Raw genomic sequence first — 19,817 nt, 5'->3', positions numbered from 1 at the left:
GATGTGACAACACGATCGGGACCCCCGGGGCGAGCCGGACGCAGCACCGTCCCCAGCGCGGGCCGGCTGGGTCTGCTCGACGACTCCGCACCCCGGAACCTCGCCGATCTCGGGTGGAACACGCCAGAATCGGTCGACGTGTTGTGGGCCCTGTCGCGGTCTCCCGACGCCGACCTGGCCCTCCGTACGCTCGTGCGGTTGCGCAGCGCCGTCGGCGACGAGTGGTCCGAGATCGACGGCCTGGTGCGCGCGGAGCGCGCATTCCGTGGGCGCCTGTTCGCGGTCATCGGTTCGTCGGACGCGCTCGCCGATCACCTGGTCGCCGAACCGTCGAGCTGGCGGCTCCTGCTCGCCGACGAGTTGCCCGACCGTGCCGAGGTCGACCGTCTGATGCTCGCCTCCGTCGGTGCCGAGCCCGTTCCGGGCGAGGTCGAGAAGGGCAACCGCGTGTACCGGTCGGCGCTCACCGGCCCGAAGGCCGTCATCGCACTCCGCCTGGCCTACCGCAACCTGATCCTGCAACTCGCGGCCCACGACGTCGCCTCGACCGTCGAGGACGAACCGGTGATGTGGTTGCCCGAGGTGGGTGCCTACCTGTCCGACTGCGCCGACGCCGCCCTGACCGCCGCCCTCGCCGTCGCCTTCGCCGAGGTCTGCGGGGACGATCCCATCCCGGTCCGGCTCGCCGTGGTCGCGATGGGCAAATGCGGTGCGCGCGAACTGAACTACGTCAGCGACGTCGACGTCATCTTCGTCAGTGACCCGGCCGACGGTACCGCGGCGCGGATCGCGGGCGAGATGATGCGCATCGGTTCGCTCGCGTTCTTCGAGGTCGATGCCGCGCTACGGCCCGAGGGGAAGTCCGGAGCGCTGACCCGAACCCTGGAATCGCATGTGGCCTACTACGAACGGTGGGCCAAGACCTGGGAGTTCCAAGCGCTGCTCAAGGCCCGGGCGATGACCGGTGACATGCAGCTCGCCGACGATTACATCGCCGCGGTCAAACCGATGGTGTGGAAGGCGGCCGAGCGGCCCGACTTCGTGCCCGAAGTGCAGAAGATGCGACGCCGCGTCGAATCCCTGCTCCCCGAGGACGAGCGCGAGCGCAACCTCAAACTCGGGCGCGGCAGTCTGCGCGACGTCGAGTTCGCGGTCCAGCTCCTGCAGATGGTGCACGGCCGGGTGGACGAGAACCTGCGCGTGATGCCGACCGTCGATGCGCTGGCCGCGCTCACCGCGGGCGGTTACGTCGGACGCGACGACGCCGCGAATCTCAGTGCGTCGTACCAGTTCTTGCGTCTCCTCGAACATCGGCTGCAGCTGCAGCGCATGTCCCGGACGCATCTGCTGCCGCAGCCCGACGACCACGAGGCGTTGCGCTGGCTCGCCCGCGCCGCGCACATCCGGCGAGAGGGCGAACTCGACGCGACTGGGGTGCTGCGCGAACAGATCCGCCACCAGAGCCTGCGGGTCCGCCGCTTGCACCAGAAGCTGTTCTACCGCCCGCTGCTCGAGGCGGTCACGCGCTTCAAGACCGACGAGCTGACCCTGACCGACACCTCCGCCGAGAGGCGGCTGGCCGCACTGGGTTACGCGAAACCCGATCGGGCACTGAGTCATATCCGCGCGCTGTCGAACGCGCCGGGACGCCGCGGTCAGATCCAGCTGCTCATCCTGCCGCAGTTGCTCGAACACATCGGGGACACACCGGATCCCGATGCCGGCCTGCTGAACTACCGCCGGCTGTGCGACGTGATGGAGGACACCGACTGGTTCCTGCGACTGCTGCGCGACGACGGCGTGGTGGCGGCGCGGCTGATGAAGGTGCTCGGGACGTCGGAGTACATCGCGAACATGCTGATGCGTTCGCCCGAGGTGATCCACCAGTACTCCGACGGGCCGGACGGGCCCAAGCTGTGCAACGTGCGCCCCGAGGACGTCGCCAAGGGCCTCGTCGCCTCGACGGTCCGCCAGCAGGACATGAAACGCGCAGTGGCCGTGGCCCGTTCGCACCGTCGGGCCGAGCTGGTCCGCATCGCCTCTGCCGACGTGCTGGGACTTTTGGACGTACCGGCCGTCTGCAAGGCGCTGTCCAGTGTGTGGGCGGCGGTCCTGAACGCAGCGCTCACCGTCGCGATCAACATCTCCGAGCGCGAACGGGGGAGCCGGGCGCCGGCGCGCATCGCGGTGATCGGCATGGGCCGGCTCGGTGGCGGCGAACTCGGCTACGGCTCGGACGCCGACGTGATGTTCGTCTGCCAGCCCGATCGAGACGCCGAGGAGTCCGAGGCACTCAAGTGGGCACAGACGATCGCGGAGAACGTGCGGTCGATGCTCGGCAGCCCCAGCGCGGACCCGCCGCTGGAGGTCGACACCGGACTACGGCCCGAGGGCCGGAACGGCCCCATCGTGCGAACCCTCGCGTCCTACGCCGCGTACTACGCGCAATGGGCCCAGCCCTGGGAGGTCCAGGCGTTGCTGCGCGCGCACCAGGTCGCAGGCGACGAGGCGCTCGGCATCGACTTCCTGCACATGATCGACCACGTGCGGTATCCGGCCGGCGGTGTCAGCAACGACGCCGTTCGGGAGATCCGCCGGATCAAGGCCCGCGTGGACGCCGAGCGACTGCCGCGCGGAGCCGACCCGGCCACGCACACCAAGCTCGGCCGCGGTGGTCTCGCCGACATCGAGTGGACGGTGCAGCTCCTGCAGCTGAAGTATGCGCACCGCTATCGGAGCCTGCACAACACGTCGACGCTGGACTCACTGGATGCCATCGGCGCGGCGGAGTTGTTGTCGGAGAACGACGTCGCGCTGTTGAAGGACGCCTGGACGACCGCGACGAAGGCGCGCAACGCGCTGGTCCTGGTGCGTGGCAAGCCGATCGATCAACTACCTGGGCCGGGTGCGCAACTGCGCCAGATCGCGTTTGCCGCGGGATGGCCGGAGGACCAGGCCAACGAGTTCCTGGAGAATTATCTCCGGGTGACGCGCCGGGCCAAGGCCGTGGTGCTCAAGGTCTTCGGGGCCTGAGCGCGGAGAGAAGCGGACGGGCGCGGAAGGGCGCAGCTGACTCCGGCGGGGGAACACCGGATCACATGGGGGAGCGATGACGAGATTTCTGTGGGCGGCCGCGTACGTCCTGGGGTGGGCGATGCTCGCCGGCGTGGTGCTGGGCGTGTTCCTGCACTTCTACCCGTCCCGCGGTGACGTCGCGCTGTACCTCACCAGCGCCGTGCAGTTCGCGTTGATCCCCGGAGTGATCGCCATCGTCGTCTTCGCGGTCCTGCGGCGCTGGTTCATGCTGGCGATTGCGATCGTGGCCGTCGGCGGTCTGGCCTACACCCAGGTGCCGCTGGTCATCGCCAACGCGGCGCCGTCCGGCGAGCGGTTCACCGTCGTGTCGGCCAACCTGCTCTTCGGCGGGGGCGACCTGGGTGCGCTCGAGAAGATCGTCGCCGACGCCGATCCGGACCTCGTGTCCCTCCAAGAGGTCACCCCCGAGGCGCTGGAACGTCTGCGGCGCAGTGAGATCGGCCGGACCCTGCCGCACGAGTTCGCGATCCCGTACACCTACGCGGCCGGCACCGCGATGTTCAGCAAGCGCCCGCTGGACGAGCGATACAACATCCCGGGGACGGTGCTGCACAACCTGCAGGCCCGCACCGACCTGCCGGGCGCCGCCGGAACCCAGGTCCTGGCCATCCACCCGGCGGCGCCGCTGTGGGGTCGCAACTGGGACTGGCACGACGACATGGACACGCTCGCCGCACATTTCGCCGAGCTCTCACCCGGCAGGGTGATCGCGATCGGGGACTACAACTCCACCTGGAATCACGCGAAGTACCGCAGCCTGCTGACCAACGGTCTCGTCGACGGCACCGACATGGCCGGTGCCGGGTTCCTGCCGAGCTATCCCACCGACAAGCAGCTCGGCAATCGGCCGCTGGTCGCCATCGACCGGGTCATCCTGCGCGGCTTCGTGGCGACGTCGATGGACACCCACTACCTGCCGGGTTCCGATCACCGGACTCTGGTGGTAACACTGGTGGCATCATGACCCCCGATCTGCAGAACGCCGGAACCCAGAACGCCGACCGCCCGAGTATCTCCGAGCGGCTCCGATCGGCGACCGCCGTGGCGCACGAGCGTGCCGAACACGCGCCGTTCATCGACGATCTGATGTCGGGTCGGCTGGACACCGGCGAGTACCAGCGCCTCGCGGTCCAGCTGTACTTCGTCTATGAGGCACTCGAACGTGTCGGGGCCGAGCTGGCGGGCGATCCGGTCGCCGATGCCGTGCTCGACCCGAAACTGCTTCGCCTGCAACGCCTCGGCGCCGACCTCGCCTCCTTCGGCATCGACCCGTCGCAGTCGACGCCGCTGCCGGCGGTCGCGCGCTATGTGACCGCGATCGAGTCCACGCGTGACGACCCGGCACGATATGTCGCACACCACTACACCCGCTATCTCGGCGACCTCAGTGGGGGACAGGTCGTGGCGCACCGTATGCGGGAGCACTACGGCGTCGACGACGCGGCCCTGACCTTCTATTCGTTCGACGAGATCGACAAGCTCAAGCGCTACAAGGACGCGTACCGGGCACGACTCGACGCACTACCCCTCGACGCGAAGAGTATCGACCGTCTCGTCGCCGAGGCGATCGCGGCCTTCGACCACAATCAGGCGGTGTTCGGCGATCTCGGCGGGGCTCGGGCGGCCTGACCCATAGGTCGTCCGCGCCATCGGGATGCGCTGGCTCGAGCCTCAGTTGACCTGGAGCTTGACCGTCCGGTCCAGTACGACCTCACTCAGGTCGTCGTGGCCCTTGACGAGCTCGATGCGTAGCTGGTTGTCATCGAGACGGCTGGTGGTGCGAACCACTCGCGGGGTGCCTTCGAGGCGAATCCGGTCACCGGGTACGAGGTCTTCGACGTATACATCACGGGTCATTCGTCCAAACTACGGTCGTCTTCGGTGAGTCGGCAGGGTAACAAGTCCCAAAAGTGTTACGGATCACATGCCGTATTGCGGGTGCTGTTTCGACGCACGTCAGCGTTGCCGTTCGGCACCCGATTGCACATCCAGCGCGCGTCGCGCGCTGACACCCTGCGGAAGGTGAATCGATGGCAGATGCCGCCGTGCCCGATCTCAGCGAGATCCTCGCCGACTCGCCCACCAATTGGGGCAGATGGGGACCCGATGACGAGGTGGGCAGCCTGAACCATCTGACGGCCGCACAGGTCTTGGCGGGCGCGGCGCAGATCAGGCGGGGCGCGGTGTTCACGCTTCAGCGCCTGATCGGTGATCCCCACGGTGACCCCGTGTGGCCGGGTCGTAGCCCTGCCACTCGCGAGATGACCCTTGACGAATCGCACTGGGATGACGGCAAAGGGCCTGCTTTCCCCGGAGGCATGCACTGCGCCGACGACAAGCTCACCGCATCGCTCCAGGGTTCCACGCAGTACGACGCGCTCGGCCACGTCTGGTACGACGGCCAGATCTGGAACGGGTACGACTCGAGGACCACGATCGGGGGCTTGTCGAGGGCCAGCGTCGCGCCGATCGCCGAGCGTGGAGTGGTCGGTCGCGCCGTGCTCCTCGACATCGCACGTCACCGGGGTAAGGCCTACCTGGAGCCGTACGAGACGTTCGACCACGAGGATCTGATCGCGTGTGCCGAGTACCAGGGCACGGAGATCCAGCCGCGCGACATCGTGGTGATCCGAACCAATCACCTGCAACTGTTCTTCGAGAACGCCGTCGAGTTCTACAGCGACTTCTGCGAATCCGGCCTCGTCTACTCCCGCGAACTCGTGTCCTGGTTCCAGGAGATGGAGATACCGAATCTCGTGACCGACACCATCGCGAACGAGGTGACCGTGGACCCGAACAACGGCGCCGCTCTGGTGCTGCACAACGCGCTCATGCGCAACCTCGGCGTGGCGTTCACCGAGATCTGCGACCTCGAGAAGCTCGCCGCCGATTGCGCCGACGACGGGGTCTACACGTTCTTCTACGTGGCCGCGCCGCTGAAGATCAACGAGGCCACCGGTTCTCCTGTCAACCCTGTCGCCATCAAGTGAGACTTCTTCCCGGCCGGGCAGTCGTCTCAAGGTGAGACGTTCTGCGAGCGCACCCATGCCTAATCTTCGCGCGAGGACCCGCAACCACAAGGAGTCGGCCATGAAAGCTCTCGTGTATCACGGTCCAGGTCAGAAGGCCTGGGAGGACGTTCCGAATCCGGTCCTGCTGGAACCGACGGACGCCATCGTCAAGATGGAGGTGACCACCATCTGCGGAACAGATCTGCACATCCTCAAGGGCGACGTAGCGGCGGTCACGCCGGGTCGGATCCTCGGGCACGAGGGCGTCGGAGTGGTCACCGAGGTCGGTCCGGGCTGCGAGCGGGTTCGGGTCGGGGATCGCGTGATCGTGTCCTGCGTGAGCAAGTGTGGAACGTGCGAGTTCTGCAAGGCCGGCCTGACGTCGCACTGCCAGACAGTGGGTGGCATCGGCTGGATCTTCGGCCACCTCATCGACGGCACGCAAGCGGAGTACGTCCGGGTTCCGTTCGCGGACAACGGTCTGATCGCGCTTCCCGAGAAGGTGACTCCCGAGCAGGGCACGATGCTCAGCGACATCCTGCCGACCGGCTACGAGATCGGGGTGCTCTACGGCGCCGTCGCAGAGGGCGACGTCGTCGCCGTCGTCGGGGTCGGGCCGGTCGGGCTGGCGTCGGTGATGACGGCGTCGGCGGCCGGCGCGTCGAAGGTGATCGCCGTGGACGGCAACAAGTTCCGGCTCGAGCAGTCGCGCGACTTCGGTGCGACCGACACGATCGACGTCAACGCAGGCGGGGACGTGGTCGCGCAACTCACGGAACTCAGCCGAGGCGGGCTCGGGGTGGACGTGGCGATCGAGGCGGTCGGGGTGCCCGCGACGTTCGGCGTCGCGCTCGATTCCGTCCGTCCCGGCGGTCATGTCGCCAACGTCGGCGTGCACGGGGAGAGCGTCACCTTCCCGATCGAGCGGGACTGGATCAACAACCTCACGATCACCACCGGATTGGTCAACGCCACGACCGCACCCGAACTCCTGGAGAGCATCGAACGCGGGGACATCTCCCCGGAGAAGTTCATCACCCACCGGTTCACGTTCGATCAGTTCGACGAGGCCTACGACACGTTCGCGAACGCTGCCGACGAGCACGCGCTCAAGGTGATCATCGCCGCCGGCGACTGACGGTCCGGCCTGGTCCGACGGCGCTGGCTCGGGTCGTCACTCCTTGGCCTCGGCGATGGAGAGAACGACCGTGGTCCGCTCGTCGGAATCCGCTACGACGTCGTCGGTCTCGTCGACCAACGAGAAGTGCCGTACGTTGGCGAGATTCACGATGTGCGCCGACCCCTCGAGCTCGAGGGCGATCGGTTCGCGCTGCCGGACCACGTCGCGGACGAACTGCATCACCTCCGGGACCGATTCCGCGAACAGCAGGCGGATCTCGAACTCGTCGGACGTCAGCAGTGTGCCCATGCGGCTCATCGTCGCACGGCGGGACGGTCGGACACGGCTGCTCGCGCGGATTGATGGATCGAACCGGCCGACAACGAAACGGCCCGCTCGGCGATCGGAGAGCGATCGCGGAGCGGGCCGAGTCGACGTCGGAGCCTGGGCTCAGCAGTCGTAGTACAGCGAGAACTCGTACGGGTGCGGACGGATCTGCACCGGCTCGATCTCGTTCTCACGCTTGAGCGCGATCCAGGTCTCGATGAGGTCCTCGGTGAACACGCCACCGGCGGTGAGGTATTCGTGATCCTCTTCGAGACGGTCGATGACCGCGGCCAGCGAGGTCGGGGCCTGCGGGATGCTCTTGGCCTCTTCCGGCGGGAGCTCGTAGAGGTCCTTGTCGACGGGCTCGTGCGGCTCGATCTTGTTCTTGATGCCGTCCAGGCCGGCCATCATCATCGCGGCGAACGCCAGGTACGGGTTGCCCGAGCTGTCCGGGCAACGGAACTCGAGGCGCTTGGCCTTCGGGTTGTTGCCGGTGATCGGGATACGCACACAGGCCGACCGGTTGCGCTGGCTGTAGACCAGGTTGATCGGGGCCTCGTAGCCCGGCACCAGACGCTTGTAGGAGTTCACGGTCGGGTTGGTGAACGCCAGCAGCGACGGTGCGTGGTGCAGGATGCCACCGATGTAGTAGCGCGCCAGGTCCGACAGGCCCGCGTAGCCGGCCTCGTCGTGGAACAGCGGCTTGCCGTCCTTCCACAGCGACTGGTGGGCGTGCATGCCCGAACCGTTGTCGCCGAAGAGCGGCTTCGGCATGAAGGTGACCGACTTGCCGTTCTGCCATGCGGTGTTCTTGATGATGTACTTGAACAGCTGCACGTCATCGGCTGCGTGGAGCAGAGTGTTGAACTTGTAGTTGATCTCCGCCTGGCCCGCGGTGCCGACCTCGTGGTGGCCGCGCTCGAGCTCGAAGCCCGAGTTCTGCAGGTTGGTGGACATCTCGTCACGCAGGTCGACGTAGTGGTCGTACGGTGCGACGGGGAAGTACCCACCCTTCGGGCGGACCTTGTAGCCGAGGTTGGGGCTGCCGTCGGGATCGGTCGGCGACGCGGTGTTCCACCAGCCGGACTCGGACTCGACCTCGTAGAAGGTGCCGTTCATCTCGGAACCGAAGGACACCGAGTCGAAGATGTAGAACTCGGCCTCGGCACCGAAGAAGCAGGTGTCGGCGACGCCGGTGGAGGCGAGGTAGTCCTCGGCCTTGCGGGCGACGTTGCGCGGGTCGCGGCTGTAGGCCTCGCGGGTGAACGGGTCGTGGACGAAGAAGCTGAGGTTCATCGTCTTGGCCTTGCGGAACGGATCGATCCGCGCGGTGGCCGGGTCGGGCAGCAGCATCATGTCCGACTCGTTGATCGACTGGAAGCCACGCACCGACGATCCGTCGAACGCCAGCCCGTCCTCGAAGACGTCCTCGTCGAAGGCCGACGCGGGGATCGAGAAGTGCTGCATGACACCGGGCAGGTCGCAGAAACGGATGTCGACGTACTCGACACCTTCCTTCTTGATGCCCTCGAGTAGTTCTTCTTTACTGCTGTACACCGTGCGGTGACTCCTTCGTGATCGGTGGTCCGTGTATGGGGACACGCCACATCCGCCACTGAGAAACAGCAGCGGATCTCAGCGGCAACCGTATGGAGGCGAAGTTGCCCATGCGTCAAGTCCGTGTTTCCCCCGTGTTACACGCGCAGTGGTGTTGGCTACACAGCGTGATTGGGGGCCGTCGCACTCGGCGCATCCCAACCCTAGCGGCAGGGGCCAACGGGCGGGACGGGTCACGACAACCAGCGACTACGATGGTTCCCAGTGCGGCGACGACGCGGACCGAGGGGGTTGCGCGGTCGCGTGAGAGGAGTCATCACCGATGGGACGAGTCACGGGTTCCTGGCTGTCGGGACCGCAGATCGGTCCCGAGAACGGCGTGGACAACGAGTACCGGGGACAGGATCTCGGCCTGCCGGAGAGCGGTCCCGGGTCGCTGGCCACCGGCTGGCCGCGGGTGGCCGGCCTGCTCGTCGACTGGCTGATCGCCGGTGGGCTCGCGATGGCGTTCTTCGGTGGCTTCAACTCGCCGCATCTGGGCACCGCGCAGATGGGCGTGTGGTTCGTCATGGGCATCTTCGCGGTGACGCTGTTCGGGTTCACCCCGGGCCAGCTCGTCATCGGGATGCGCGTGGCGCGTGTGGATTACGGCGTCGAGCGCAACACCGCCGAAGCGACCGGCGAGCAGAGCCCGGCGGCGGTCGGGATCGTCCGGGCCTTCTTCCGCCAGCTGCTGATGATCTTCCTCGTCCCGGCCCTGATCAACGACTACAACGGACGCGCCCTGCACGACCGCGCAACCGGCACCGCGCTCGTCCGGACCCGCTGAGCAGCGGCCGATCCGGCGCACAAGCCACTCATCGACGAAACCCACCACCGAATCGTCATTGGTGGTGGGTTTTGTCGTAGGTCGTGGCCCGGCGAACCCGGTTCACAGTCAACGTAAATCGATGCACCGTCAACGGGATCGGGTGCACGGTCGACGGGATGGGGCGGGAGCGTCAGCCGCGGCGGCGCGCCGTGCGCTGCATGCTGCGCATCTTGGCGTTCGCGGGCAGGGGACCCTTTGGCATGCCGGGGCCGGGGGCCTTGCTGCCGAGGGCGGACAGTCGGCCTTCCAGGGTCTCCATCCGCTTGCGGTCGATGTTGCTGGGCAGCTTGTTGAGGTGCCGCTCGAGCTTCGACAGCGGGACCTGGCCGTCGTCGTTGCCGACCATGATCTCGTAGATCGGGGTGTCGCCGACGACCCGCGCGACCTTCTTCTTCTCCTGGCCGAGGAGCGACTTGATGCGGGTCGGGGAGCCCTCGGCGACCAGGATGATGCCCGGCTTGCCGATGACACGGTGCACGGCGTCGAGCTGGGAGGTGCCGGCCACGGCCTGCTTGACCCGCCACTGCCCGCGCATGTTGCCCAGTGCCCATCCGGCGGCGCCGGGCTGTCCCTCGGCCTTGGTGTACACGTTCTTCTGGACGCGGCGGCCGAACAGGATGAAGGCGCCGAGGATGCCCAGCACCACGCCGAGCGGGATCAGCAGCCACGGCGAACCGAGGACGAATCCGAGAGCGGTGAAGACCGCGATCGACAGGACGATGACACCCACCATGTAGGGGATGAGTCGTTTGTCTTCCTTGCGCTGCATCTGGAAGGCCTGCCAGAGCTGCTGGCGCCGTTCCTTCGATGCGGCCTTACGGGCCTTCTTCTTCTCGGCCTTGACCTCTTTGCTCACCTGCGCCTTTGCCATGAGGCCAGTTTACGTCCGTGGATCGAGCGATCGGGGCATCGGGTGACCGTCCGAAAAGTCAGCGGACGCGCGCGGCGTCAGCGGGCGAGGCGTGCCATCAGGCTGGAGGCCTCCTGGCTGGCCGATCCCTCGGCTGCCAGGTGCGCGAGAGCCGGTGAGATCTCGCGGCCGTGATGGGCCATCGCCTGCGCGTACAGGCGGCCCGCCCGGTACGACGACCGCACCAGCGGACCCGCCATGACGCCGGCGAATCCGACCTCTTCGGCGAACTCGGAGTGGTCGACGAACTCCTCGGGCTTGACCCACCGCTCGACCGGATGATGCCGCGGCGAGGGACGCAGGTACTGCGTGATGGTCAGGATGTCGCAGCCCGCCTCGTGCAGATCCACGATCGCCGACTGCACCTCCTGCGGGGTCTCGCCCATCCCGAGGATGAGGTTCGACTTCGTCACCAGGCCGAAATCACGTGCGGCGGTGAGGACTTCGAGGGACCGCTCGTAGCGGAAGGCCGGGCGGATGCGCTTGAAGATGCGCGGCACGGTCTCGAGGTTGTGCGCAAGTACCTCGGGCCGGGCGTCGAAGACCTCGGCCAGCAGGTCGGGCTTGGCGTGGAAGTCCGGGATGAGGTTTTCCACACCGGTACCGGGGTTGAGGCGGTGGATCGCGCGGACGGTCTCGGCGTAGAGCCAGGCACCCTCGTCGGGCAGGTCGTCGCGGGCGACGCCGGTGATCGTCGAGTAGCGCAGGCCCATCGCCTGGACGCTCTCGGCGACACGACGCGGTTCGTCGCGGTCGAGTTCGGCGGGCTTGCCGGTGTCGATCTGGCAGAAGTCGCAGCGTCGGGTGCACTGCTCGCCGCCGATGAGGAACGTCGCCTCGCGGTCTTCCCAGCATTCGTAGATGTTGGGGCAGCCGGCCTCTTCGCAGACGGTGTGCAGACCCTCGCGCTTGACCAGGCCCTTGAGTTCGGTGAACTCCGGGCCCATCGTCGCGCGGGTGCGGATCCACTCCGGCTTGCGCTCGATGGGGGTCTGCGCGTTGCGCACCTCGAGCCGGAGCAGCTTGCGGCCCTCAGGGGCCGGGGTCGGGGTCTGTGGTGCGGATGCCGAGGCCGAGGGTGTGGCTTCGGGGGCACCGGGTCCGGGGGTGATGGGGGACGCGGTCACTGGATCGATCCTACGCTCGCAGAAGTGGATGGAGAGGACTGTGCCGACGCGACCGGGCTCGCAGTGGCGTCGAGCGCGGTGAGCACGGCATCGGCGGTGACGTCGAGCAGAGAGGCCACCGACAACGGCCGCCCCAGTTCGCGGGCCAGGGACGTGACCCCGGCGTCGGCGATCCCGCAGGGGACGATCGCCTCGAACGCCGACATGTCGGGGTCGATGTTGAGTGCGAATCCGTGCAGGGCCACGCCGCGTGCCACGCGGATACCGATCTGTCCGAGTTTGCGTTCCCCGGCGTCGTCGGTGATCCACACGCCGGAACGTCCGTCGACGCGGCAGGTGGTCACGCCGAGACCGGCGCAGACCGAGATGAGGGCCGCCTCGAGACGACGCACGTACTCGACGACGTCGAGCGGCTCGGCGAGCTTCACGATCGGATAGCCGACGAGTTGTCCCGGTCCGTGCCAGGTGATCCGGCCGCCGCGGTCGACGTCGACGACCGGCGCGCCGTTGGTGGGCCGGTCGGCGTCCTCCGTGCGCTTGCCCGCCGTGTAAATGGACGGATGCTCAAGCAGGAGCAGCACGTCGTGATCCAGGACGCCGTCGGCGCGGTCGGTCGCCAGGCCGTGCTGCAGGTCGTAGGCCGTCTGGTAGTCGACGACGCCGAGATGGCGGACCTCGACCGGTTCGGCACTCCCGCGGATCGGCCGCTCAGTCATGACTGGTGGAACCGGTGGCGTAGGCGAGGGCCTCGTCGACACCGGGATGGGTGAAGGTGAATCCGTGATCGGTCAGCACCTTGGGTGTAACGCGCTGACTGAACAGAATCATTTCCTCGGCCATCTCGCCGCCGACCCGGCGCGCCGCGAAGGCGGGTACCTGCAGGATCGTCGGGCGGTGCACGGCCCGGCCCAGAGCCGAGGTGAACTCACCGAACGGGACGGCGCCCGGCGAACTCAGGTTCACCGGTCCGGACAGGTCGGAGTCGAGGAGGAACTCGATGGCGCGGATCTCGTCGATCAGGCTGATCCACGAGAAGTACTGCTTGCCGTCGCCGATCGGTCCGCCGAGCCCGAGCTTGAACAACGGCCGGAGTTTGCCCAGCAGGCCGCCCTGGGTGCTGAGGACCGGCGCCGTACGGAGCAGGACCAGACGCGTGTCCGCGCCGACGCCGGCGGTGGCGGCGCGCTCCCAGTCGACGACCAGGTCGGCGAGGAATCCCTCGCCGGGGCCGTCGGTCTCGACCGCGGCGTGGCCACCGGTGTTCCCGTAATAGCCCGTGGCGCTGGCACTCACGAACGTCGGGATGCCGAGATCGCGGACGGCCTCGGCGAGCAGTTCGGTGGGGGTGATCCGCGAGTCCCGGAGTTCCTGTTTGAACCGGCCGGTCCAGCGACCGTCGCCGACTCCCACGCCGCCCAGCGAGACCACCGCCTCGACGCCGTCGAGACTCTCCGGCGGGACGCCGATCGTCTCGGGATCCCAGCTGAACTCGTCATCGGCGCGTGCCTCGCGGCGGACCAGACGTGTGACCGTGTGGCCCGCCGCGCGCAGCGAGTTGACCAGGGCGTTGCCGATGAGTCCCGATGATCCGGCGACGGCGATGCGCATTCTGTGTCCTCGGTGTGCCGTCCGAAGGAGATCTGGGCTAGAGGCCCAGGTCCGCGGCGAAGGCGGCCTCTTCGAGACGCTTCTTCACCGTGGTGAGGAAGCGGCCCGCGTCGGCGCCGTCGATCAGACGGTGATCGTAGGTCAGCGGCAGGTAGGACATCGACCGCACCGCGATTGATTCCGAACCGTCCTCACCGGTGATGACGACCGGGCGCTTGACGATCGCGCCGGTGCCCAGCATCGCCGCCTGCGGCGGCACCAGGATCGGGGTGTCGAACAGCGCGCCCTGACTTCCGATGTTGGTGATGGTGAACGTGCCGCCGGCGAGCTCGTCGGGCTTGAGGCCGTTGGAGCGCGCCCGGGACGCGATGTCGGCGATGGCGCGGGCCAGACCGGCGATCGACAGGTCGTCGGCGTTGTGGATGACCGGCGACAGCAGCCCCTGCGGGGTGTCGACGGCGATGCCGAGATGCACCTTGTCGTAGTAGGTGATCTCCTTCTTGTCCTCGTCGATCGAGGCGTTGACGTTGGGATGCGCCTTCAGCGCCTCCACGACGGCCTTCGCGATGAACGGCAGGTACGTCAGGTTGACGCCCTCGGACGCCTTGAAGCTCTCCTTCGCCGCCTTGCGGAGTCCGGCGATGCGGGTCATGTCGACCTCGAAGACCTGGGTGAGCTGTGCGCTCTGCTGCAGCGACTCGCGGGTCTTCTTCGCGGTGATCTGACGGATGCGGTTGATCTTCTGCGTCGTCCCGCGCAGCTCGGCGAGCTCGGGCCGGATCTCCGGCGAGCCCGACGACGCGGCCGGCGCCGACGATGCCGCGGGCTTGGCGGCCGGGGCGGACTCCTGCGCCGGGGCCTTGGCCTCCTCGGCCGCGGCGAGCACGTCCTGCTTGCGGATGCGGCCACCGACACCGGTGCCCTTGATGGCGTTCAGGTCGATGTTGTTCTCCGCGGCGAGCTTGCGCACCAGCGGCGTCACGTACGGGGTCGACTCGACGGTCGGCGGGTCGGACTTCTCCGCGGCCTGTGCCTTGGGCTCGGGGGCCTTGGACTCCTGGGCCTTCGGCTGCGGCTTCTGCTCTTCCTCGGGGGCAGGCGCCTGCTCGGGCTCCGGCTCCGGCGCGGACTCCTGCTCGGGCTCGGGTTCGGGCTCGGGCTCGGGTTCGGGTTCCGGTTCGGGCTTCTTCTTCGAGGGAGCCGCCGAGGCATCACCGATGACGGCGAGCTTGCCGCCGACCTCGATCACGTCGTCCTCCTGCGCGAGGATCTCGAGCAGGGTGCCGGCGACCGGCGAGGGGATCTCGGTGTCGACCTTGTCGGTGGAGACCTCGAGCAGGGGTTCGTCGGCGGCGACCTCGTCGCCGACGGCCTTCAGCCAGTTGGTGACCGTCCCCTCGGTGACCGACTCGCCGAGTTCGGGCATGAGCACGTCGGTGCCCTCGGCCGAGCCCGAGCCGGTGTCGGCGGTGGGCTTCTCGGCGGGCGCGTCCTCGTCGACGGAGGGCTCCTCGGCGGCCTGCTCGGGCTCGGGTTCGGGGGCGGCCTCGGTCGGCTCGTCGCCGCCGGCGGCGTCGGAATCGGAATCGTCCGAACCGGAGTCGTCGGAACCGGCCTCGTCGGCGTCACCGATCAGGGCGAGATCGCCGCCGACCTCGACGACGTCGTCCTCCTGCGCGATGATCTTGGTCAGCACACCCGAAGTGGGGGCGGGGATCTCGGTGTCCACCTTGTCGGTCGACACCTCGAGCAACGGCTCGTCGGCCTCGACGGTGTCGCCCTCCTCCTTCAGCCACCGGGTGACTGTCCCCTCGGTGACACTTTCACCAAGGGCGGGCATCTGGACGGAGAAGGCCATCGTTGTGAACTCCTGAACTCGACGTGGTGGTCTGTAGGTGATGCCCAGTGGTGTGTGCGCCGTGGGCACGGGGGTCGGGAGGCGGTGGAAGACCGCGCAGATGAGTGGCGGATCAGCCGCTCATCCCCGCGGCCAACCCTACCCGTACGGTGAGCCGCCGACTCGGTTCGGCTCGTACTCGTCGGTAACGATTCTCCGGCGGCCGCGGCACCGGTCTCGGCCGCGGCTCGCCGGAGGTGTTCTCAGCCGTTCGCGGCGATGTCCTCGAGCACGGCCGCGATGGTCCGGACGGGGACGCCCGTACCGCCCTTCGTCGTGTAACCCCAGGGGCCGCCGGTGTTGAAGGCGGGCCCGGCGATGTCGATGTGGGCCCACTGCACGTCCTCGGGCACGAACTCCTTCAGGAAGATGCCCGCGGCGAGCATCCCGCCCCAGCGGTGGGGGGTCACGTTCGCCAGGTCCGCGACGCGGGACTTCAGGTCTGCGCGCAGCTCGGCCGGGAGCGGCATCGCCCAGGCGTTCTCACCTACATCGGCCGACCGGGCCGCGACCCGGTCGCGGAACCCGTCGGTGCCCATGACGCCCGGTGTCCGGGTGCCGAGTGCCACCATCTGGGCGCCGGTCAGGGTCGCGGTGTCGATGAGATAGTCGGGATCGTCCTCGCAGGCCCGCACGATGGCATCGGCGAGGATCAGCCGTCCCTCGGCGTCGGTGTTGAGGACCTCGACCGTGCGGCCGCCGTACTGGGTGAGTACGTCGCCCGGGCGCTGCGCAGTCGACGACGGCATGTTCTCGGCCATGGGGACGGTGGCGATCACCGTCACGTCGACATCGAGTCGGGCGGCCAGGATCGTCGCCGCGATGACCGCGGCCGCGCCGCCCATGTCCGAGGTCATCGCGTCCATGTTGGCGGCGGGTTTGATCGAGATACCGCCGGTGTCGAAGGTGATGCCCTTGCCGACGAGCGCGACCTTCTTCGGCGACTTCTTCGCGGTGTGGGTCAGCCGGACGAGGCGCGGCAGCCGGGACGAACCCTTGCCGACGCCGATGATCCCGCCGTAACCCTGCGCCTCCAGCTGCTTGTCGTCGAGGATCTCGACCTTGAGCCCGGCCTTGCTGCCGAGGGTGCGGGCGCGGGCGGCGAACTCCTCGGGATACAGGTGGCTCGGCGGGGTGTTGACGAAGTCGCGGGCGATCGCCACCGAGTCGGCCACGGCGACCGCGCGCTCCACAGCGGCCTTGGCCTCCTTGGACTTCGATTCGACCAGCAGCGTGATGCGTTGCGGCGGAGTCTTCTTGGGCTTCGACTTGTCCGAACGGAACTCGTCGAACCGGTAGGCGCCGAGGAACAGTCCCTCGGCGGCGGCAGCCAGGTCGACGGCCGAGAGCGTGGTGGCGACCGACTCGTGACCGTCGAGTTCACGGGCGACGACGCCGGCGGCCTGCCGGACCTGGTCGGCGTCGTCGAGGTTGTCGGCATCGCCCAGGCCGACGGCGACGACGATGTCGACGGGCAGCGACTCCGGGGCCGCGGTCCGGGTGACCTCGCCGTGGGACCCGGTCGCGCCGAGGGCGGTGAGAGCGGCGGTGATGGCGGCGGCCTGGGCGTCGTCGAGGATGCCGTCGCCGATGGCGAGGGTCGGTTCGGCTGTGGGGTCGGCATTCTCGGCGTCGTCGGGGGACGAGGCGCTGATCAGGCCGATGACCAGGGCGGAGTCGTCCTTGCCGATCGAGGTGGACAGTTCGAGTTCGGGGCCGCGCGTGCGGTCGACGGTGTCGTTCTTGCTCACCCGGTCAACTCTGCCACAGCTCCGGCGGCGCCGAGTCCCAGCGGGAAGACGTGCAGACGAACGCCGCGTCCGTGCCCGGCCGGCGGGGTCGCCCGATAGCGTGGACGGCATGAGTGAACTCCTCGCCGGGCCGATCGCCGACCGTCATGCCGCACTGGGGGCCACCTTCGCCGAGTTCGGCGGCTGGAACATGCCGGTGTCGTACTCCGGCACGGTCGCCGAGCACGCCGCGGTGCGGGAGAGCGTGGGCATCTTCGACGTCAGCCACCTCGGCAAGGCACTGGTGTCCGGCGAAGGTGCGGCCGCCTTCGTCAACTCGACGCTCACCAACGACCTCGGCAAGATCGTGCCGGGCAAGGCGCAATACACGTTGTGCTGCAACGACTCCGGTGGTGTCGTCGACGACCTGATCGCCTACCTCGTCGGCGAGGACGAGGTCTTCCTGGTGCCCAATGCGGCGAACACCGCGTCCGTGGTCGACCAGCTGCAAGCGGTTGCGCCGGAAGGGATCTCGATCACCGACCAGCACCGCGACCTCGCCGTGCTCGCGGTGCAGGGGCCGAAGTCGCCCGAGATCCTTGCCGGGCTCGGACTGCCCGCCGACATGGAGTACATGGCGTTCGCCGACGCCGACCTGACGACCGCCGACGGCGTGGCACCGGTCCGCGTGTGCCGCACCGGATACACCGGTGAACGCGGGTACGAGATCGTGCCGCGGTGGGACGATGCGGGTGCGGTGTTCGACGTCCTACTGGAAGCGATCGCGGCGGCCGGCGGGTTGCCTGCGGGCCTGGGCGCGCGGGACACCCTGCGCACCGAGATGGGATATGCGCTGCACGGCCACGAGCTGGGGCCCGACATCTCGCCGGTGCAGGCGCGGTCGAGTTGGGCGGTCGGCTGGGACAAGCCGTCGTTCTTCGGACGCGACGCCCTACTCGCCGAGAAGGAGGCCGGACCGACGCGTCGTCTGTACGGGTTGCGGGCGACCGGCCGCGGGGTGCCGCGTGCGGGGTGCGTGGTCCGCCTGGCGGGGAAGGACCAGCAGATCGGCACCTGTACGTCGGGGACGTTCTCGCCCACCCTCAAACAGGGCATCGCACTGGCGCTGCTCGATACGGCGTCCGGGGTGCGCAAAGGCGACGAGGTCGTCGTCGACGTCCGCGGGCGGGACCTGGCGTGCGAGGTCGTGATCCCGCCGTTCGTGCCGTCGCACGTGTGACCTGCGGGCCCTCGCGCGACGTCCCACGCAGCCCCGGGGGTCAGCCGACCGGGCCGGGAAATGCTTTTGTGCCCGGCGGTACGATGGCGTGATGACCTTGGAGTTCAACCGTACCGAGCATCCGCACCCGGTGTCTGAGGGCCGGCGCGCGGAGATCCTGTCCGCCCCCGGATTCGGGCGCCACTTCACCGACAACATGGTGATGATCGATTACGACGCAGGGGTGGGTTGGCACAACGCCACGGTGAAGCCGTACGGTCCGATCGCCCTCGACCCCGCGGCCACGGTTCTGCACTACGGCCAAGAGGTGTTCGAGGGGCTCAAGGCCTATCGGCAGCCGGACGGTTCGATCGCCGCGTTCCGCCCCGAGGCGAACGCCGCGCGTCTCCAGCGCAGCGCGGAGCGGCTCGCGATGCCCGCGCTGCCGGTCGAGGATTTCATCGCCTCGCTCAAGGCCCTGCTCGAGGCCGACAACGAGTGGGTGCCCGCCGCTGGTGGCGAAGAGGCGCTCTACCTCCGGCCGTTCATGTTCGCGTCGCAGGCCAGCCTCGGCGTCAACGCCCCGTCCTCCAGCTACATCTACTCGGTCATCGCCTCGCCGGCGGGCGCCTACTTCGCCGGTGGGATCAAGCCGGTGAGTGTCTGGCTGTCCACCGAGTATGTCCGCGCGGCACCGGGCGGCACCGGATTCGCCAAGTGCGGTGGCAACTATGCCGCCGCGTTCCTCGCCCAGCGGCAGGCCACCGAGCAGGGGTGCGACCAGGTCGTGTGGCTCGACGCGATCGAACGCCGCTTCATCGAGGAGATGGGCGGCATGAATCTGTTCTTCGTGTTCGGCTCAGGCGCCGACGCCCGGCTGGTGACCCCCGAGTTGTCGGGCTCACTGCTGCCCGGCATCACCCGTTCGTCGTTGCTGACGCTGGCCACCGATGCCGGCTTCGAGGTCGAGGAACGCAAGATCACCACCGAGGAGCTGCGCAAGGGCGTGGCGTCGGGCGACATCACCGAGGTGTTCGCCTGTGGCACCGCCGCGGTCATCACCCCGGTCGGCCGGGTCAAGGGTGAGGGCGAGGACTACACCATCAACAACGGTGAGACCGGTGAGGTGACGCAGGCGTTGCGTGACACCCTGACCGGCATCCAGCGCGGCACCTTCGCCGACACCCACGGGTGGATGACGGAGCTCTACCGCCGCTGAGCGGCGCCACGACGCCTCAGAGCAGGAGGCCGACGACACCGATCGCGACCCCGAGTTCGATGGTCGCGCCCAGCACGTCGCCGGTCATCCCACCCATCCGGCGAGCGCAGTGCCTCGTGAACCAC

The 19,817-nt window shown here is 68.2% G+C and carries 18 protein-coding genes; 8 read left to right on the top strand and 10 right to left on the bottom strand.

Annotation, left to right across the window (positions count from 1 at the left end; all coding sequences use genetic code 11):
- The first annotated feature begins 3 nt into the window (after positions 1-3).
- From M4D77_RS12930 to M4D77_RS12920, 3 genes are all read left to right on the top strand, one after another.
- A complete protein-coding gene (locus M4D77_RS12930) occupies positions 4-3,033 on the top strand; it encodes a bifunctional [glutamine synthetase] adenylyltransferase/[glutamine synthetase]-adenylyl-L-tyrosine phosphorylase (RefSeq protein WP_226513570.1) in 3,030 nt (1,009 codons plus the stop codon).
- Between the two features lie 76 nt (positions 3,034-3,109).
- Positions 3,110-4,060 (top strand): endonuclease/exonuclease/phosphatase family protein, encoded by a 951-nt coding sequence (locus tag M4D77_RS12925; RefSeq protein WP_226513569.1) that lies wholly within the window; start codon positions 3,110-3,112, stop codon positions 4,058-4,060.
- Positions 4,057-4,725 carry a heme oxygenase (biliverdin-producing) gene (locus tag M4D77_RS12920; RefSeq protein WP_226513568.1) on the top strand — a complete coding sequence of 223 codons (669 nt, stop codon included), beginning with the start codon at positions 4,057-4,059 and terminating at the stop codon, positions 4,723-4,725. Before M4D77_RS12925 ends, M4D77_RS12920 begins: the two co-directional genes overlap by 4 nt.
- Positions 4,726-4,767: 42 nt before the next feature.
- Here the strand turns inward: M4D77_RS12920 and M4D77_RS12915 are convergent, their stop codons facing one another.
- Positions 4,768-4,953 (bottom strand): hypothetical protein, encoded by a 186-nt coding sequence (locus tag M4D77_RS12915; protein ID WP_065630063.1) that lies wholly within the window; start codon positions 4,951-4,953, stop codon positions 4,768-4,770.
- 173 nt (positions 4,954-5,126) lie between these two features.
- Between M4D77_RS12915 and M4D77_RS12910 the strand changes: the two genes are divergently transcribed.
- Entirely contained in the window at positions 5,127-6,086 is a 960-nt protein-coding gene (locus tag M4D77_RS12910) for a cyclase family protein (RefSeq protein WP_068971684.1), read from the top strand.
- Positions 6,087-6,186: 100 nt separating this feature from the next.
- Positions 6,187-7,245 carry a zinc-binding dehydrogenase gene (locus M4D77_RS12905; protein WP_226513567.1) on the top strand — a complete coding sequence of 353 codons (1,059 nt, stop codon included), beginning with the start codon at positions 6,187-6,189 and terminating at the stop codon, positions 7,243-7,245.
- 36 nt (positions 7,246-7,281) lie between these two features.
- On the opposite strand, the gene M4D77_RS12900 is transcribed toward M4D77_RS12905, so the two are convergent.
- Complete coding sequence (locus tag M4D77_RS12900) at positions 7,282-7,536, bottom strand: hypothetical protein (protein WP_068971686.1); 255 nt, start codon at positions 7,534-7,536, stop codon at positions 7,282-7,284.
- 141 nt (positions 7,537-7,677) lie between these two features.
- The gene (gene glnA / locus M4D77_RS12895) at positions 7,678-9,111 is read right to left on the bottom strand and encodes a type I glutamate--ammonia ligase (protein WP_010841141.1); all 1,434 of its coding nucleotides are present in this window, start codon (positions 9,109-9,111) and stop codon (positions 7,678-7,680) included.
- 322 nt (positions 9,112-9,433) lie between these two features.
- Between glnA and M4D77_RS12890 the strand changes: the two genes are divergently transcribed.
- A complete protein-coding gene (locus M4D77_RS12890) occupies positions 9,434-9,940 on the top strand; it encodes an RDD family protein (RefSeq protein WP_058253112.1) in 507 nt (168 codons plus the stop codon).
- 172 nt (positions 9,941-10,112) lie between these two features.
- Here the strand turns inward: M4D77_RS12890 and M4D77_RS12885 are convergent, their stop codons facing one another.
- From M4D77_RS12885 to M4D77_RS12860, 6 genes are all read right to left on the bottom strand, one after another.
- Complete coding sequence (locus M4D77_RS12885; protein WP_058253111.1) at positions 10,113-10,853, bottom strand: DUF4191 domain-containing protein; 741 nt, start codon at positions 10,851-10,853, stop codon at positions 10,113-10,115.
- A gap of 77 nt (positions 10,854-10,930) precedes the next feature.
- Entirely contained in the window at positions 10,931-12,019 is a 1,089-nt protein-coding gene (lipA, locus tag M4D77_RS12880) for a lipoyl synthase (RefSeq protein WP_068971687.1), read from the bottom strand.
- Positions 12,016-12,735, bottom strand: coding sequence for a lipoyl(octanoyl) transferase LipB (lipB, locus tag M4D77_RS12875; protein WP_068971688.1), 720 nt, complete (start codon positions 12,733-12,735; stop codon positions 12,016-12,018). Before lipB ends, lipA begins: the two co-directional genes overlap by 4 nt.
- A complete protein-coding gene (locus M4D77_RS12870; RefSeq protein ID WP_058253108.1) occupies positions 12,728-13,627 on the bottom strand; it encodes a TIGR01777 family oxidoreductase in 900 nt (299 codons plus the stop codon). The genes lipB and M4D77_RS12870 overlap by 8 nt, the downstream gene beginning before the upstream one ends.
- Before the next feature lie 37 nt (positions 13,628-13,664).
- On the bottom strand, positions 13,665-15,485 hold the full coding sequence (gene sucB / locus M4D77_RS12865) for a 2-oxoglutarate dehydrogenase, E2 component, dihydrolipoamide succinyltransferase (RefSeq protein ID WP_137808468.1): 1,821 nt from the start codon (positions 15,483-15,485) through the stop codon (positions 13,665-13,667).
- A 242-nt stretch (positions 15,486-15,727) separates the two neighbouring features.
- Entirely contained in the window at positions 15,728-17,275 is a 1,548-nt protein-coding gene (locus tag M4D77_RS12860; RefSeq protein ID WP_068972096.1) for a leucyl aminopeptidase, read from the bottom strand.
- Positions 17,276-17,384: 109 nt separating this feature from the next.
- On the opposite strand from M4D77_RS12860, the gene gcvT reads away from it, so the two are divergent.
- Positions 17,385-18,494: a glycine cleavage system aminomethyltransferase GcvT gene (gene gcvT, locus M4D77_RS12855; protein ID WP_068972102.1), complete on the top strand. Its 1,110-nt coding sequence runs from the start codon at positions 17,385-17,387 to the stop codon at positions 18,492-18,494.
- Between the two features lie 91 nt (positions 18,495-18,585).
- The gene (locus M4D77_RS12850; protein WP_058253105.1) at positions 18,586-19,692 is read left to right on the top strand and encodes a branched-chain amino acid aminotransferase; all 1,107 of its coding nucleotides are present in this window, start codon (positions 18,586-18,588) and stop codon (positions 19,690-19,692) included.
- Between the two features lie 16 nt (positions 19,693-19,708).
- Here M4D77_RS12850 and M4D77_RS12845 read toward each other — a convergent pair.
- The coding region (locus M4D77_RS12845) for an adenosylcobinamide-GDP ribazoletransferase (RefSeq protein ID WP_259936370.1) at positions 19,709-19,817 on the bottom strand (109 nt) is incomplete at its 5' end.

This window comes from Gordonia sp. p3-SID1431, assembly GCF_025143765.1.
GTDB classification, from domain to species: domain Bacteria; phylum Actinomycetota; class Actinomycetes; order Mycobacteriales; family Mycobacteriaceae; genus Gordonia; species Gordonia hongkongensis.
This window is presented reverse-complemented; position numbering and strand designations above follow the sequence as displayed.